Annotated in this window: 13 protein-coding genes; 4 read left to right on the top strand and 9 right to left on the bottom strand. The window is 71.1% G+C overall.

Translation table 11 applies throughout. The annotated features are described in order from the left end of the window. Positions 1-18 precede the first annotated feature (18 nt). Positions 19-543: a type 1 glutamine amidotransferase domain-containing protein gene (locus H4F98_RS02905; protein WP_182685154.1), complete on the bottom strand. Its 525-nt coding sequence runs from the start codon at positions 541-543 to the stop codon at positions 19-21. Positions 544-684: 141 nt separating this feature from the next. Between H4F98_RS02905 and H4F98_RS02910 the strand changes: the two genes are divergently transcribed. Further along, on the top strand, positions 685-834 hold the full coding sequence (locus H4F98_RS02910) for a hypothetical protein (protein ID WP_182685155.1): 150 nt from the start codon (positions 685-687) through the stop codon (positions 832-834). Positions 835-907: 73 nt separating this feature from the next. Here H4F98_RS02910 and H4F98_RS02915 read toward each other — a convergent pair whose 3' ends face one another. From H4F98_RS02915 to H4F98_RS02925, 3 genes are all read right to left on the bottom strand, one after another. Then, positions 908-2,227 (bottom strand): alpha/beta hydrolase, encoded by a 1,320-nt coding sequence (locus H4F98_RS02915; RefSeq protein ID WP_182685156.1) that lies wholly within the window; start codon positions 2,225-2,227, stop codon positions 908-910. Between the two features lie 103 nt (positions 2,228-2,330). Further along, on the bottom strand, positions 2,331-3,167 hold the full coding sequence (gene fdhD, locus H4F98_RS02920; protein WP_220479055.1) for a formate dehydrogenase accessory sulfurtransferase FdhD: 837 nt from the start codon (positions 3,165-3,167) through the stop codon (positions 2,331-2,333). Next, positions 3,164-5,458, bottom strand: coding sequence for an FdhF/YdeP family oxidoreductase (locus H4F98_RS02925; protein WP_182685157.1), 2,295 nt, complete (start codon positions 5,456-5,458; stop codon positions 3,164-3,166). Before H4F98_RS02925 ends, fdhD begins: the two co-directional genes overlap by 4 nt. Positions 5,459-5,640: 182 nt before the next feature. Between H4F98_RS02925 and ygiD the strand changes: the two genes are divergently transcribed. Continuing rightward, on the top strand, positions 5,641-6,501 hold the full coding sequence (gene ygiD, locus H4F98_RS02930) for a 4,5-DOPA-extradiol-dioxygenase (protein WP_246372774.1): 861 nt from the start codon (positions 5,641-5,643) through the stop codon (positions 6,499-6,501). A 10-nt stretch (positions 6,502-6,511) separates the two neighbouring features. On the opposite strand, the gene H4F98_RS02935 is transcribed toward ygiD, so the two are convergent. From H4F98_RS02935 to H4F98_RS02945, 3 genes are all read right to left on the bottom strand, one after another. After that, positions 6,512-6,979, bottom strand: coding sequence for a CPBP family glutamic-type intramembrane protease (locus tag H4F98_RS02935; protein ID WP_182685158.1), 468 nt, complete (start codon positions 6,977-6,979; stop codon positions 6,512-6,514). 400 nt (positions 6,980-7,379) lie between these two features. Next, positions 7,380-8,312: a drug/metabolite exporter YedA gene (gene yedA, locus H4F98_RS02940; RefSeq protein WP_182685159.1), complete on the bottom strand. Its 933-nt coding sequence runs from the start codon at positions 8,310-8,312 to the stop codon at positions 7,380-7,382. Between the two features lie 119 nt (positions 8,313-8,431). Next, positions 8,432-9,424, bottom strand: coding sequence for an LLM class flavin-dependent oxidoreductase (locus tag H4F98_RS02945; protein ID WP_182685160.1), 993 nt, complete (start codon positions 9,422-9,424; stop codon positions 8,432-8,434). A 110-nt stretch (positions 9,425-9,534) separates the two neighbouring features. Here H4F98_RS02945 and H4F98_RS02950 point away from each other — a divergent pair, with 110 nt between their 5' ends. Further along, positions 9,535-11,151, top strand: a complete 1,617-nt coding sequence (locus H4F98_RS02950; RefSeq protein ID WP_182685161.1) for a tryptophan halogenase family protein — start codon at positions 9,535-9,537, stop codon at positions 11,149-11,151. A gap of 16 nt (positions 11,152-11,167) precedes the next feature. On the opposite strand, the gene H4F98_RS02955 is transcribed toward H4F98_RS02950, so the two are convergent. Next, entirely contained in the window at positions 11,168-11,899 is a 732-nt protein-coding gene (locus tag H4F98_RS02955) for an extensin-like domain-containing protein (RefSeq protein WP_182685162.1), read from the bottom strand. Positions 11,900-12,040: 141 nt separating this feature from the next. On the opposite strand from H4F98_RS02955, the gene H4F98_RS02960 reads away from it, so the two are divergent. Next, complete coding sequence (locus H4F98_RS02960) at positions 12,041-13,903, top strand: extracellular catalytic domain type 1 short-chain-length polyhydroxyalkanoate depolymerase (protein WP_182685163.1); 1,863 nt, start codon at positions 12,041-12,043, stop codon at positions 13,901-13,903. Between the two features lie 12 nt (positions 13,904-13,915). Here H4F98_RS02960 and H4F98_RS02965 read toward each other — a convergent pair whose 3' ends face one another. After that, the gene (locus tag H4F98_RS02965) at positions 13,916-14,338 is read right to left on the bottom strand and encodes a GFA family protein (protein WP_182685164.1); all 423 of its coding nucleotides are present in this window, start codon (positions 14,336-14,338) and stop codon (positions 13,916-13,918) included. Positions 14,339-14,419 lie beyond the last annotated feature (81 nt).

Genomic DNA, 14,419 nt, shown 5'->3' on the forward strand with positions numbered 1-14,419 from the left:
GCGGCCGCGGACCTGGCGTCAGGACAGCGCATCGATCACCGCGCGGGTGAATGCCGGGATGTCATCGGGCTTACGGCTGGTGATCACGTGGCCGTCCACCACGACCTCGGCGTCGCGCCAGCGCCCGCCGGCATTCTCCAGGTCGGTGCGGACCGAGGGCCACGATGTCAACGCGCGGTCCTTCGCAGCGCCGGACTGCACCAGCAGCCAGGGGCCGTGGCAGATCGCCGCGAGCGGCTTGGCGGCTTCGTCGAATGCGCGCACGAACGCCACCGCGGATTCGTCGATGCGCAGCTTGTCGGGGTTGATCACGCCACCGGGCAGTACCAGGGCGTCGTAGGCATCCGGGGAGGCGTCGTCGAGCGCGACGTCCACCTCGACCTCGTCGCCCCAGTCCTTGCCCGCCCAGCCTCGGATGCGCGCGCCGCCGGGCGACACGACGTCGACATGGAAGCCGGCGGCGCGCAGGCCGTCGCGGGGCTCCACCAGCTCGGACTGTTCGAAGCCGTCGGTGGCGAGGATGGCGATCTTCTTCTGGCTCATGGGCTCACTCGTCGCATGGGGGATGCAAGGACGCTATCGCGGGTGCGGTGGCAGCCGGGTGAAACCCGCGGCGCGCCCGCCACGCGGGGCGTGGCGGCGCGAACCCGTACACTGCAGGGACACACACCCACGGAACGCTCGATGGCCAAGCCCAACTATTCGTACGAAAAACGACAGCGCGAGATCGCGAAGAAGAAGAAGAAAGACGAGAAACAGGCGAAGAAGCTCGCTGAACGCGACGCATCCAGGGACAACGACAACGCGCAGCCGTCCACGGACGGCAACGGCTAGGCCGCGACGACCGGGACCCGTACGGGCCGCGCGCGGCGCGGCGCGCCGGACACCGGTGGACCAGGCGCCGGCGTCACGGGGGCAGCAGTTTCCAGAACACCCCTTCGCGCAGTTTCACCGTCTGCAGCGGCTTGCGCTCGGCCGCTGGCAGGTTGCCCCGCAGCATCTGCCGGATGTCGCCCATGACCTGGTCCGACTCCATGAAATAGGAATGGGCGAGGATGCTCTGGTCGACGCCGGACACATCGATCGTGTCGATGCCGTCCACCAGCATCACGCCCTCGCTCGAGTCGCCGGCGCGGGGACCGCGGTTGACCTGTCGCGATGCCTTGAGCGCCAGGTCCTCGGACGAGGCATACAGCGTCACCCGGCCGCTTGCCAGGTGCATGGCCGGCGCCAGTTGCTCGCGGAAGACCTTCGCGTCGATATCCGGCGCGGCCAGGATGATGCCGCGGAAGCGCCCGCGCAGGTCCGGGCGGCGGGCCACCAGGTTGCGGATCGCGCGGGTGACGCCGCGCGTCCCCATGCTGTGGCCGATGACGTAGAGGTTCCGCGCGCCGGAGCGGTCGGCCATGTCCGCCAGGAAGCCCTCGATCAGCGGCACGGTCCTGGCCATCGTCTCCTCGTCGGTGAAATACCCCGTCAGCGATGCCTGCGACGGCCAGCTGTAGAACACCGGCGCGCCGTCGAAGCGCAGGTCGTAGGCCAGCTGCGCGGTGCGCCGGGCGGCGTCGCGGTAGCTCACGTTGAAACCGTGCACGAAGACGAAGGCACTGCTGTCGCCGGAGTCGCGCACGCGCGACTGCAACGATCCGAAGAACGCACCCTCGGGCAGGCGGCTGACGTCCTGCAGCACCACATGGCGGGCGGGGTCTTCCTCGAACTCCAGCAGGTACCAGCGCGGCGACTCCAGTTCGCCGGCAACGTGGCTCTTGGGGATACTGATCCGGGCCTGGCCGTAGGTCAGCTTCCCGGCATTGGCAGCGGTGAAGCGGTCCGCCGCGGGCCGGCTGTCGAACGCGGCGTGCGGGCTGCGGTTGGTCGCGTAGAAGACATCGACGTTGACGTAGTCGGCGGTCGGGGCCGACGGGCGCGCAGCAGGCGCGCGCGAGCGGCCGGTGCGCGGCGGCGGCGGTGGCGGCGGGGGTGGCGGTGGCGGCGCCATGCCGGCTTCTTCCCTCGCCCGCGCCTCGCGCTCGGCGGCGCGGCGAGCTTCGGCCAAGGCTTCGGCGTCCTTGCGTTGCGCTTCCGCGCGCGCCTGCGCCTCGCGGCGCTCCGCCTCGGCACGCGCCTGTGCCTGCGCCTGCTCGACTGCTTCGTCCGGCGTCTGGCGCACCGGTGCGCAGCCCGCCATCAGCACGGCCACCAGCAACATTCCGACGATCCGCCGCATGGTCCCCTCCCCCTGTCTTGTGCGGGCGCGGCGGCCAACCCCCTGGCGCCGGCGTCCCGCTGCCGATGTTACCCCAGCCCGATCGTCTTGGAGCCGCGCGCGCTCAGCCCGCGACGCGCCCGCCCTCGACGCCATCCAGGCGCTGCGGATGGCTGTAGACCACGTGGCGGCCCGGCCGGGTGAAGCCGACCAGGGTGAGGCCACAATCGCGCGCGAGATCGACGGCCAGCGCGCTGGGCGCGGACATGGCCGCCAGTACCGGAATCCCGGCCTCGGCGGCCTTGGCGGCCATCTCGTAACTGGCCCGGCTGGTGACCAGGGCGAAGCCGTCCTGCACCGCGGTGCCCGGCCGCCGCATCGCCCCGATCAGCTTGTCCAGCGCGTTGTGGCGACCGATGTCCTCGCGGACCAGTCGCAGGCCGCCGGCGGTATCGCACCACGCAGCCGCATGCAGCGCGCCGGTTGCGGCATTGAGCGGTTGCCGCGAGCGCAGTGCCGACAAGGCCGCCTCGATCGCACCGGCCCCCAGCCGACCGCCCTCGCCGACGGCTGCCGGACGGCGCAGCACTTCCTCCAGCGCGCGGCTGCCGCACAGGCCACAGCCGCTGCGTCCGGGGATCGCCCGCGGCGCCGGGGCCCTGCCGCTCGCGGCCGGTTCGCGGGTGCTGATCTCCAGGACGATGCCCTCGATGACTTCGCGGACCTGGATCCCGACGATGGCGTCGGGCGCGATGCGGCGTTCGGTCAGGGCAAAGCCGACGGCGAAGTCCTCCAGGTCGGACGGCGAGGCCATCATCACCGCGAACGCAACGCCGTCGAACCGGATATCGACCGGGACCTCCTCGGCCAGCAGGTCGTCGGCCGGCGTCGACGCGCCCGCCTCCACCCGCCAGACGCCCCGCCCCGCGAGCCCCTTGCCGACGGGTTCGCCCCTCTTCAAGCGACCGCCGCGACGATGCGGACCGGGATCGACTTGTACGCCGGTGTCCCCGACTCGGCGTCGTGGCTGGCAAGCGGCACCAGGCGGTTGCCCTCGGGGAAGTACATGGCCGCCGAACCACGCGGCAGGTCGTACTCGATCGCGATGCAGCCGGCGACACGGTGTGCGCCGGGATCGCTGCCGGGCACCCGCGATTCCACGTCGATGCGGTCGCCGTGGCGCAGGCCGCGCTCGCGCAGGTCCTCGGCGTTCATGAACACCACGTCGCGGCGGCCGCTGATGCCGCGATAGCGATCGTCGAAGCTGTAGATGCTGGTGTTGTACTGGTCGTGCGAGCGGATCGTGGTCAGGGTCAGCATGTCCGCCCCTTCCACCGGGCGGTCTTCGTTCAGGCCCGCGGCGACATGGAATTCGGCCTTCCTGCCCGCCCCGCCCCAGTCGCGCACCGAAGCGCCGACATACAGGCGGAACCCGCCCGGCTCGCGCACGCGCCGGTTGAAGTCGCGGAAGATCGGGAATACCGCCTCGATGTCGTCGCGGATGCGGTCGTAGTCCGCGACCAGGCCGTCCCAGTCCACGCGGCTGTCGGGCAACAGCGCCTTGGCGATGCCGGCGACGATCGCCGGCTCCGAGCGCAGGTGCTCCGAGGCCGGCGGCAGGCCGCCCTGCGAGGCGTGCACCATCGACATCGAGTCCTCGACGGTGACCGATTGCGGGCCGCTCGCCTGGATGTCCAGCTCGGTGCGTCCCAGGCAGGGCAGCACGAAGGCCTGCCGGGCCGGGATCAGGTGCGAGCGGTTGAGCTTGGTGGCCACGTGCACGGCCAGGTCGAGGCCGCGCATGGCCGGCAGGGTCGTCGCCGGGTCCGACATCGCCACGGCGAGGTTGCCGCCCATGCAGACCAGCGCGCGGGAGCGGCCATCGCGGATCGCCTGGATCGCGGCGACCGCGTCGTGCCCGTGCGTGAGCGGGAACTCGAAGCCGTAGGTGCGCCGGATCGCCGCCTGCAGCGCAGGCGTGGGTTTCTCGGTGATCCCCACCGTGCGATCGCCCTGTACGTTCGAATGGCCGCGGATCGGCGCGATGCCCGCGCCCTGGCGCCCGATGTTCCCGCGCAGCAGCAGCAGGTTGGCCATCTGCTGCACGTTGCGCGTGCCGAAGCGGTGCTGGGTCATGCCCATGCCGTAGCAGAGGATGACGCGATCGGCCTTCGCGTAGACGCGCGCCGCCGACTCGATGTCCTCGCGCGCCAGGCCCGACGCTCGCACGATGTCGTCCCAGGCGGTCGCCTCGACATCCTCGCGCAGCGCATCGATGCCCCGGGTATGCGAGGCGATGAACGCATGGTCGAGGACACCGGCACCTCCCCTTGCCCGGTCCGCGGCATCGGCCTCGAACAGCCACTTCATCATGCCCTTGAGCAAAGCCAGGTCGCCGCCGATGCGCACCTGGTAGTAGGTCCGCGCGATCGGCGTGGCCTGGTTGGCCAACATCTCGACCGGATGCTGGGGCGAGGTGAAACGCTCCAGCCCGCGCTCGCGCAGGGGATTGACCGCGATGATCGGCACCCCGCGCCGGGACAGCTCGCGCAGGGTGGTGAGCATGCGCGGATGGTTGGTGCCGGGGTTGTGACCGAAACTGAAGAGCGCGTCGCAGTGCTCGAAATCCTCCAGCGTCACCGTGCCCTTGCCGACGCCGATCGACGCCGGCAGGCCCACGCTGGTGGCCTCGTGGCACATGTTCGAGCAGTCCGGGAAATTGTTGGTGCCGAACTCGCGCACCATCAACTGGTAGAGGAAGGCGGCCTCGTTGGAGGTGCGGCCGGAGGTGTAGAACTCGGCCATGTCCGGATCCGGCAGCGCCCGCAGCGCCTGGCCGATGCGGGCGAAAGCCTCGTCCCATTCGATCGGCACGTAGCGGTCGCTGTCGGCGTCGTAGGCCAGCGGATGGGTGAGGCGGCCGGCATCCTCCAGGGCGTGGTCGCTCCACTCCCAAAGCTCGGAGACCGGGTGCCGGGCGAACAACTCGGGCGTGGCGCGCTTGCCGGTGGCCTCCCAGGCCACCGCCTTGGCGCCGTTCTCGCAGAACTCGAAGGACGAGGTGTGCCGCGGGTCGGGCCAGGCGCAGCCCGGGCAGTCGAAGCCGGTGGGCTGGTTGACCCGCCGCAGCGCCGAGGCCTCGCGCCCGACCGCCATCTGGTCCTTCAGCACCCGGGCGACCGCGCCCAGTGCGCTCCAGCCGCCCGCCGCACCCTCGAAGGGTTCCACGCCCGGTACCTTGCGCTCGCTCATCCCGCGTCCTCCGATCCGTTCGCGGCCGGCCCCGGCCACTTTCCGCCGACGGTTCTACGGTACCACCGTGCCCGCGCCCTTTCGCCCGGAAGTCGCGTCGCACGCACTGTCCTGCCCATGGCGACCTGCGCGATACCGGGCGCGCGTACGATGCCTGCAACGTCCCGATCGCCGGAGGCTCCATGCCAGGCCCGACCATGCCCGCCGCCTTCCTCGGCCACGGCAGCCCGATGAACGCGCTGGAACGCAACCGCTACACCGACGCCTGGCGGGCATTCGGCGCCAGCGTGCCGAGGCCGCGCGCGATCCTGATGGTCTCCGCGCACTGGTACGTCAACGCGAGCGCGGTCACCGCGATGGCCCGGCCGCGCACCTTGCACGATTTCTTCGGTTTCCCGCCCGCCCTGTTCGACATGCAGTACCCGGCGCCGGGACTGCCCGCGCTCCATGAAGAGATCGCCGACCTCGCCCGGCCCGACCACGTCGGCGCCGACGTCGACGGCTGGGGCCTGGACCACGGGACCTGGTCGGTACTGGCGCACGCCTTCCCCGACGCCGACATCCCCGTGGTGCAGCTGTCCATCGACGCACGGCGGCCGGCGGCCTACCACCTGGCAATGGGCGAGCGGCTGGCCGCGCTGCGCACCCGCGGCATCCTCGTGATGGGCAGCGGCAACGTGGTCCACAACCTCCGCGCGATCGACTGGAACCGGCCGGACGGCGCCTTCGACTGGGCCCGGCGCTTCGACGAACGGGTCCGCCAGGTCATGCAAGAACGGCCGGGCGAGCTGCCCTCGCTGATGGAGGGGCCGGACTACGGCCTGGCGGCGCCGACGCCCGAGCACTTCCTGCCCCTGCTGTACATCGCCGGGCTCGCAGCGGCCGACGGCGGCACGCCCGGCGTGCTGGCCGATGGCTACACCTACGGTTCGCTGTCGATGACCGCGTACACCGTGGGCCTGGACGTCGCCACGGCCGGCCGCTCGAGTGCCGGCGCCGCTCCGCTCGACACCTCGGCGCCGCCCGCCGACTCCAACGCCTGAGGCGGTTGGCTCAGGCCGGCGCCAGGAGCCCGCTGAGGAGGAGCATGGCGCCGAACAGCAGCCAGTCGTTGATGATGTGCGCGCCGGTGGACACCCATATGTTGCGCGTCTTCAGGTAGCCCAGCAGCAGTACGAGCCGCGCGCTGCCGATGATCACCAGGCACTGCACCCAGTTCCAGTCGTACGTCGGCAGGTGCGCCATGCCGAACAGCACCGCCGCGCCCAGCCAGGCCAGCACGAGCGCGGCGGTCCGACCCAGGCCGCACTTCATGTGCAGCAGCCAGGCGATCGCCAGGAACGGCAGGACCGTGATCACCTCTTCGCCGAACAACTGCGGCAGGGTCCTGAGGAAGAACATCACGCGATCGCCGGTGGCCTGTCCGCGCAGCATCTCCATCGCCGGGTTGGCCGAAACGCCCGAGAAGCGCGAGACCGCCAGCGCGATGCCCAGCGTCACGACCACGTTCAGCAGCGCCACCAGCAGCATCCAGCCGAAGTCGCCAGGCGTGAGTCGACGGAAGATCGCGGTCCAGTGGCCCGGCGCGGCCCCACGCCAGTGTCGCGAGCGGGATCGCGAAGAACAGGACCGCCGGGATCCATTGCCCCCAGGCGCTTGCGAAGAAGGGAACGGGTGCGATCAATACCAGGAATCCCAGCACCACCCCGGCCATGACCAGCAACCACCTGGGGCCTGTCAGGGCCATCGGCCGGTCGTCGTAGAACGGAAAGTCGTCCTCCGCTCGCCGCGCGGCAATGCCGCCGTGCGTTGCCTGCGTACCCGTCATGCCCACGGCCGTCCCCAGGATCGGAGCGCATGCTCCGGTCCCGACTCTAGCGCCAAACCCGCGCCGGTGCCCGCCCGGCCGGGATGGCGACGCTCAGGCGGGTCGACGGCGACGCTTGCCCACCACGGTGATCAGGGCGACACCGACCAGGATGATGGCCATGCCCGCGAGGTCGTAGGGGCCCACGGTCTCGGCCGCCAGAAGCACGCCGATCAGCACCGCCACCGGCGGGTTGACGTAGGCGTAGCTGGTCGCCACCGCCGGACGCGCGTGCTTGAGCACGTACAGGTAGGCACTGAAGGCCACGATGGAGCCGAACACCGCGAGGTAGGCCAGGGCAAGCGTCGCCTGCACCGTCGGGTGGCTGGGCAGACGCTCGCCCGAGAGCACGCCCACCGCGAGCAGGGCCACGCTGGCGCAGAGCATCTGCGCGGCGGTGTTCATCGGCCCGGCCGGCATGTCCTGGCGACGGCTCCAGACCGAACCGAAGGCCCAGCACATGGCGGCGGTCAGCAGCGCGATCGCCCCCAGGCGCTCGCCCGACAGCCCACTGCCGAGGTTGAGCACGACGACGCCGACGAAACCCACGAGCAGCCCCAGGGTTTCGCGCCGGCTCGGCCATTGCCCGTACAGGCCCGAGAACGTGGCCGCGAACAAGGGCATGCTCGACACCGCCACCGCGGCGATGCCGGAGCTGACCCGCTGCTCGGCGAAGCACACCAGGCCGTTGCCGAACCCCAGCAGCAACAGGCCGGTGATGCCGGCGTTTCGCCACTGCAGGCGCGTCGGCGCCGCGTGGCCGCGCCAGCGCAGGAAGCCGTACAGCACCACCCCCGCGGCAAGGAAGCGCATGCCAGCCAGCAGGAACGGCGGATAGCTCTCGAGCGCGAAGCGGATGCCGAGGTAGGTCGAACCCCAGACGAGGTACAGCGTCAGCAGGCACAGCGGGATCATCACCCGCGGATCGAGGTGGCGGGGCAGCGGCGCGGGCAGGGGCGCGTCCGCGGCGGTGGACGTGTCGGACATGGGGGCGTCGACCGGAGGGGGCCGCATAGTATCGGCGCGATCGGCCCGCGCGTGCGCATGCCATTGGCAACACTGCTGACCGCCGGCGGCAGCAACGCGCCCGGGCGGAGCGGGTCGGCTCAGGCCTGGATCGCCTCCATGGCCAGCGCGAACGAGCGCAGGCGCGCGTCGTGGTCGAAGATGTTGGCGGTGAGGATCAGCTCGTCCGGCCGGTAGCGTTGCACGAAGGCATCGACCGCCGTGCGCACGGTGTCCGGCGACCCCACCGCGGCGCAGGACAGGGCCGCGTCGACGCCGGCGCGCTCGCCCGGCTGGCAATAGGCGTCGAAGGCTGCGCCCGAGGCCAGCGGTGGCGGCACCTGGCCGGGACGACCGCGCCTGAGGTTGACGAAGGCCTGCTGCTGCGTGGTGAACAGCCGCGCGGCCTCCTCGTCGCTGTCGGCGGCGACCACGTTCAGCGCCAGCATCGCGTGCGGCGCCTGGAGGTGGCGGGACGGCCGGAACTCGCGGCGATACACCGCCAGTGCCTGTTCCAGCATGGCCGGCGCGAAGTGCGAGGCGAACGCATAGCGCAGGCCGAGGGTCGCGGCCAGCTGCGCGCCGAACAGGCTGGAGCCCAGGATCCAGGGTTCCACCTCGACTCCGGCGCCCGGCACGGCCTGCACGGACTGCCCGTCGCGGACGGGCTCGAAGTAGCCCAGCAGCTCAACCACGTCGGCGGGGAACTCGTCGGCGCCCTGGTAGTAGCGTCGCAGCGCCCGCGCCGCCGGCTGGTCGGTTCCCGGTGCACGGCCCAGGCCCAGGTCGATGCGGCCGGGGTACAGCGAGCCCAGGGTGCCGAACTGCTCGGCCACCTGCAGCGGCGCGTGGTTGGGCAGCATCACGCCGCCCGAGCCGACGCGGATCGACGAGGTGCCGCCGGCCACGTGCCCGATCAGCACCGCCGTGGCGGCGCTGGCGATCCCCGGCATGTTGTGGTGTTCGGCCAGCCAGAAGCGCCGGTAGCCCAGCTGCTCGGCATGGCGGGCCAGCGCCAGGGTGTTGGCGAAGGTGTGCGCCGGCGTGCTGCCGACGGTGACGGGCGCGAGGTCGAGGACGGACAACGGGATCATGGTCGCGGCTCTGCGGGGGAATCCTACAGATGGGGACGCGCCGGCACGGGATAAAGGGCGCGGCCTCGCGACCGTGCTTGAAATGCCGGCGACCGTGCGTAGGCTGGGGCATGGCCACCCTACCCCTCTATACCCAGTCCTGCGGCACCGGTGCCGCCCATGCCGCCCACGCCGCGATCGATGCCGAACCGCCGGTGAAGCACGTGGCCGTCGTCGGTGGCGGCAGCGCGGGCTGGATGACCGCCCTGCTCCTGGCCAACTCGGCCTATGGCGAGCGCCTGCGCGTGACCGTGATCGAATCGCCGCAGGTGGGCACCATCGGCGTCGGCGAGGGATCGACCCCATGGCTGCGCGGCTTCTTCGATGGCCTGGGCATCGAGGAACCCGAGTGGATGCCCGCGTGCAACGCGACCTACAAGGCCGGCATCAGCTTCGAGGGCTGGTCCACCCGTCCCGGCTTCGAGCGCTACTTCCATCCCTTCGCCTCGATGCTCGACAACCTGACGATGACCCAGTTCGTGCAGAACGTGCATGCACGCCTGCAGGGGGCCGACGTCGATGCGCACCCGGACCGCTTCTTCATCGCCGCGCGTCTGGCGCGCGACGCCCTCGCCCCTCGACCGTCGCGCAACTTCCCCTTCGATGTCTGGTACGGCTACCACTTCGACTCCAGCCTGCTGGGCGTCTTCCTGCACGACAAGGCCGTGGAACGCGGGGTGCGGCACGTGCCGCGCCACGTGCGCGCGGTCCGCCGCGCCGCCAACGGCGACATCGCCGCGCTGGAGCTCGACGGCGACGAGACCCTGTCGGCCGACTTCTTCGTCGATTGCACCGGCTTTGCATCGCTGCTGATCGGCAAGGCGCTGGAAACGCCCTTCGTGCCGTTCACCGAGAACCTGTTCAACGACGCCGCCGTCGCCCTGCCGGGCCCGGCCGGCGGCCGCATCATGACCCAGACCGTCTCCACCGCCCTCTCGCACGGCTGGGCATGGAAGATCCCGCTCACCGAGCGCCACGGCAACGGCTATGTCTACAGCACCGCGCATTGCACGCCCGACCAGGCCGAGACGGAGCTGCGCGCGCACCTGGGCCTGCTCGATGCCGACGTCCAGGCGCGCCACCTGAAGATGCGCGTGGGGCGCGCCGCGGAGAGCTGGCGCCACAACTGCGTCGCCAACGGGCTGGCGCAGGGCTTCATCGAACCGCTGGAGGCGACCGCGCTGCAGTTCGTCCAGCGCACCGCGAGCCTTCTGGTCGAGGCGCTGGAAAGCGGCGACATCGGGCAGGCCACGCGCTCGCGCTTCAACGACACCCTCAACGCGCAGATCGAGGGCACGCGCGACTACATCGTCGCCCACTACAAGACCAACAACCGCACCGATACCGAATACTGGCGCGACAACACCGCCAACGCGCACCTGTCCGAGTCGCTGGTGCAACTGCTGCGGACCTGGATGGCACGCAAGCCGATCATCGGCGGCCTCAGGCAAGGCCAGTTCGGCAATGCCTACCCGGTGGTGTCGTGGTATTGCCTGCTGGCGGGCATGGGCATCTTCCCCGACGCCACGAGCCTGCAGCCGCCAACCCCTCGGCAGGCACAGCACAACCTCGCCGCGATCGAAAACCTGATCGAGCGCAGCGCGATGAACTTCCCCGACCACCGCGGACTGCTGGCGGACATCCCGCCCCGACCTCGGGAGGACTCGCTCCAGCTCTACCTGTGGTGAGCGCCGCGCGGCGCCCTCAGCGGCACACGCGTGCGCCGCCCCGGTCGAAGTGGAAGTGGTCGGCATGGGCCGCGTTGTACGCCGGCCCGAGGACCGCATCGAAGTAGCGGCAGGCGCCATCGTGCAGGTCCTGCAGCAGGCGCGCTTCATCGCCGCCAGGCGCGTCGGCGGCACCGTGCGCAAGCACGCTGACCCGGCGTCCGTCGGCCAGCACGAAGGCCGCCAGGTCGAGGGCATCGGCAGTGGCATGCCGGCTGCGTCGACCGTCCGGGCGTCCGTAGAGATTGCGGCAGGCGTACGAACCCAGGTGCTCGAACGCCACCACCGCCTGCCCCGTCCGCTGCCGCGCTGCAGGTTGCAGCACGTGCGCTTCCCACATGGCCAGCGACAATGCCGCCCGGCAACTGAGGGGGAACGCCTGTCCGGGATCGATGCGACCGCCCTCGACGCGTACGGCATTGCGCAAGCCGCAGCCGTCGCCGGTCGTGCGGTCCGGCAGCGGCGTCCACGCCAGGCGCGAGCGGGACAGGGCCTCCAAGCAGGCCTCCGGATCGGCGCCGGCCCGACGCAGCTTCAGCCCGGTCAATGCATTCGGCGTGGCCCGTACGTCCAGCGGCGCCCAGGGGTTCCAGTCGTCGGGCACCTGCAGTCGACCCGAACCCAGCGACCACGCCAGGAACGCAAGCAACAGGAGCAGCAACCACGCCAGGCGCGAAGCCGGCGACGGGGAAGACGAGGTATCGGCCATGCCCCACTATCGACCCGCGAGCGTCAACCCGCGATCAAACGGCCCGTGCCGATGCTGCACTGCAGCTTGCCCTTTTGGACACTGTGCAGGCCTCCGCGACGCTGTCGTACTGCCCGGTACATTCGCTGTCAGGAGACGCAGATGCCACCGGTTGCCCATGGACGCGCGCCGTCCCCCGTTCCTGCACCGCCCGCCACGCGTCCGGCATTGCCGCGGCCGCTGCGGAAGTTCGCCACCCTCGCCTGCCTCGCCCTGGCGTCGCTGGGCGCCCTGCCCGCCGTGGCCCAGACCGAAGTCAGCGGGTTCGGCAGCAATCCCGGCAACCTGCGGATGTTCAAGTACGTGCCTGCCGGACTGCCGGCCAATGCTCCCCTGGTCGTCGCGATGCACGGCTGCTCGCAGACCGCTTCCAGCTACGACGCCGAGACCGGCTGGCAGATGCTGGCCGACCGCTGGCATTTCGCCCTCCTGCTGCCGCAGCAGCAGAGCGGCAACAACGCCAGCGGCTGCTTCAACTGGTTCACCACCGCCGATACCAGCCGGGGCCAGGGCGAACCGCTGTCGATCAAGCAGATGGTCGACCGCATGATCCTCGACCACGGCATCGCCGGCGATCGCGTCTACGCCACCGGGCTGTCCGCCGGCGGCGCGATGACGGCTGTGATGCTCGCGACCTATCCCGATGTCTTCGCCGGCGGCGCGATCCTGTCCGGCCTGCCCTATCGCTGCGCGACCAGCCAGCCCGCGGCTTTCAGCTGCATGAACCCGGGCAGCGACCTCACGCCGTCGGCGTGGGGCGACAAGGTCCGCGCCGCCGGCAACTGGAACGGTCCCTGGCCGATCGTGTCGATCTGGCATGGCGACGCCGATTACGTGGTGCGGCCGGCCAACCTCACCGAGGCGATGGAACAGTGGACGAACGTGCATGGCATCGATGCCGTCGCCGATGTCGCCGACACCGTGGCCGGCTATCCGCACAGGGTCTACAAGGACGCCGCCGGCACGCCACGCGTGGAGACCTACACCATCACCGGCATGGGCCACGGCACGCCGGTGGACCCCGGCACCGGCGAGAGCCAGTGCGGCACCGCAGGCGCCTACATCCTCGACGCCAACATCTGCTCCAGTTACCACATCGGTCACTTCTGGGGCCTGGACAACCTCGACGGCGTCGCGCCGACGGTCAACCTGACCTCGCCCGCCGACGGCAGCACCGTGAGCGGCAACGTGGCCCTCGCGGCCGTCGCCAGCGACGACGTCGGCGTGGAACGGGTCGAGTTCCTGGTCGACGGCGTCCTCGTCGGCAGCGACACCAGCGCGCCCTACGCCGCCACCTGGGACGCCGGCGTCGCGAGCAACGGGTCGCACGCGGTGCAGGCGCGCGCCCGTGACCTGGTCGACAACGTCGGCACCTCGGCCGTCGCCCACGTCACCGTGACCGGCGGCGACGACGGCGGCGGCGCACCGCTCACCCTGGACTTCGCCAACGAAGCCGCCCTGGACGGGTACGTGAAGGCCACAGGCGATGGCGGCGGCGCGGCGGTGGGCACGCTGGAAGCCTACCTGGGACTCGCCGTCGGCCGCGGTACCGACGGCAAGTTCAACCGCAGCCTGCTCTCGTTCGATACCTCGGCCCTGCCCGATGGCGCCACGGTCACCTCGGCCACGTTGACGGTCGCCTACCGCAGCGCTTACGGCGACCCGTGGAGCAGCCCTGCGGGCAACGCACTGGTGGTCGACGTGCATACCGGCTGCCTGGGCGCGTGCACCGTCGAGGCCTCCGACTGGGCCAACACGCCGACGGCGAGCGCGGTCGCCCAGGTCCCGGCCTTCAGCGGCGGCAGCCAGGCCAGCACCGCGTTCAGCACCGCCGGGCGGGCGGCGATCAACAAGGGCGGCCGCACCCAGGTGCGGCTGCGCTTCGCCCAGGACCCGCTCGCGACCCACTACCTCTGGCTCGACAACGGCGCCTCGGCCATCCTGAGCGTCACTTACACGCCGTGAGTGCGCCCCCGCTCAGCCCCAGCTTTCGGGGTAGGTGTCGTGCGTGGGGATGCCGCCACTGGGGCATCCCCATTCCACCCGCGAGCCCCAGAAGATGTGGTCGCCCGGCAGTATGGGCGGCGCGGTGTCGAGCGACCCGGCGGGAATCATCACGAAGCTGCCGTCGCGCGAGCGCCGGGGCAGCGGGCAACCGCAATGGCTGCAGAACCATTTGCCGAAGCGCTCGGCGCCGGGCAGGTCGAAGCGCGAGATCGACGACTCGCCCGACAGCCACGCGAACTGGCCGCTGTCGACGGCGATGTTGGTCGCATGCCCGGTGCCGGTGCTGCGCCGGCAGCGCGAACAATGGCAGTGGACCATGCGCCGGAACGGCGACGTCGCCTCGAACCTCACCGCACCGCACAGGCAACCGCCCTGGAGGGTGGAACCGCTCATCGTGTCGTGCTCCCGAGAAAGATGGACAACCCATGCGTCCGGGGAACGATTGCGCGGCGAAGGGCGCCGGTGCCCGCCCGG

Source organism: Marilutibacter spongiae (assembly GCF_014145325.1).
Classification (GTDB): Bacteria; Pseudomonadota; Gammaproteobacteria; order Xanthomonadales; family Xanthomonadaceae; genus Marilutibacter; species Marilutibacter spongiae.

Coding starts and splice junctions, on each gene's coding strand:
- H4F98_RS02905 (WP_182685154.1), bottom strand. CDS start 543: ATGAGCCAGAAGAAGATCGCCATCCTCGCCACCGACGGCTTCGAACAG.
- ygiD (WP_246372774.1), top strand. CDS start 5,641: ATGCCAGGCCCGACCATGCCCGCCGCCTTCCTCGGCCACGGCAGCCCG.
- H4F98_RS02955 (WP_182685162.1), bottom strand. CDS start 11,899: ATGGCCGATACCTCGTCTTCCCCGTCGCCGGCTTCGCGCCTGGCGTGG.
- H4F98_RS02925 (WP_182685157.1), bottom strand. CDS start 5,458: ATGAGCGAGCGCAAGGTACCGGGCGTGGAACCCTTCGAGGGTGCGGCG.
- H4F98_RS02910 (WP_182685155.1), top strand. CDS start 685: ATGGCCAAGCCCAACTATTCGTACGAAAAACGACAGCGCGAGATCGCG.
- H4F98_RS02915 (WP_182685156.1), bottom strand. CDS start 2,227: ATGCGGCGGATCGTCGGAATGTTGCTGGTGGCCGTGCTGATGGCGGGC.
- H4F98_RS02945 (WP_182685160.1), bottom strand. CDS start 9,424: ATGATCCCGTTGTCCGTCCTCGACCTCGCGCCCGTCACCGTCGGCAGC.
- H4F98_RS02965 (WP_182685164.1), bottom strand. CDS start 14,338: ATGAGCGGTTCCACCCTCCAGGGCGGTTGCCTGTGCGGTGCGGTGAGG.
- H4F98_RS02950 (WP_182685161.1), top strand. CDS start 9,535: ATGGCCACCCTACCCCTCTATACCCAGTCCTGCGGCACCGGTGCCGCC.
- H4F98_RS02960 (WP_182685163.1), top strand. CDS start 12,041: ATGCCACCGGTTGCCCATGGACGCGCGCCGTCCCCCGTTCCTGCACCG.
- yedA (WP_182685159.1), bottom strand. CDS start 8,312: ATGTCCGACACGTCCACCGCCGCGGACGCGCCCCTGCCCGCGCCGCTG.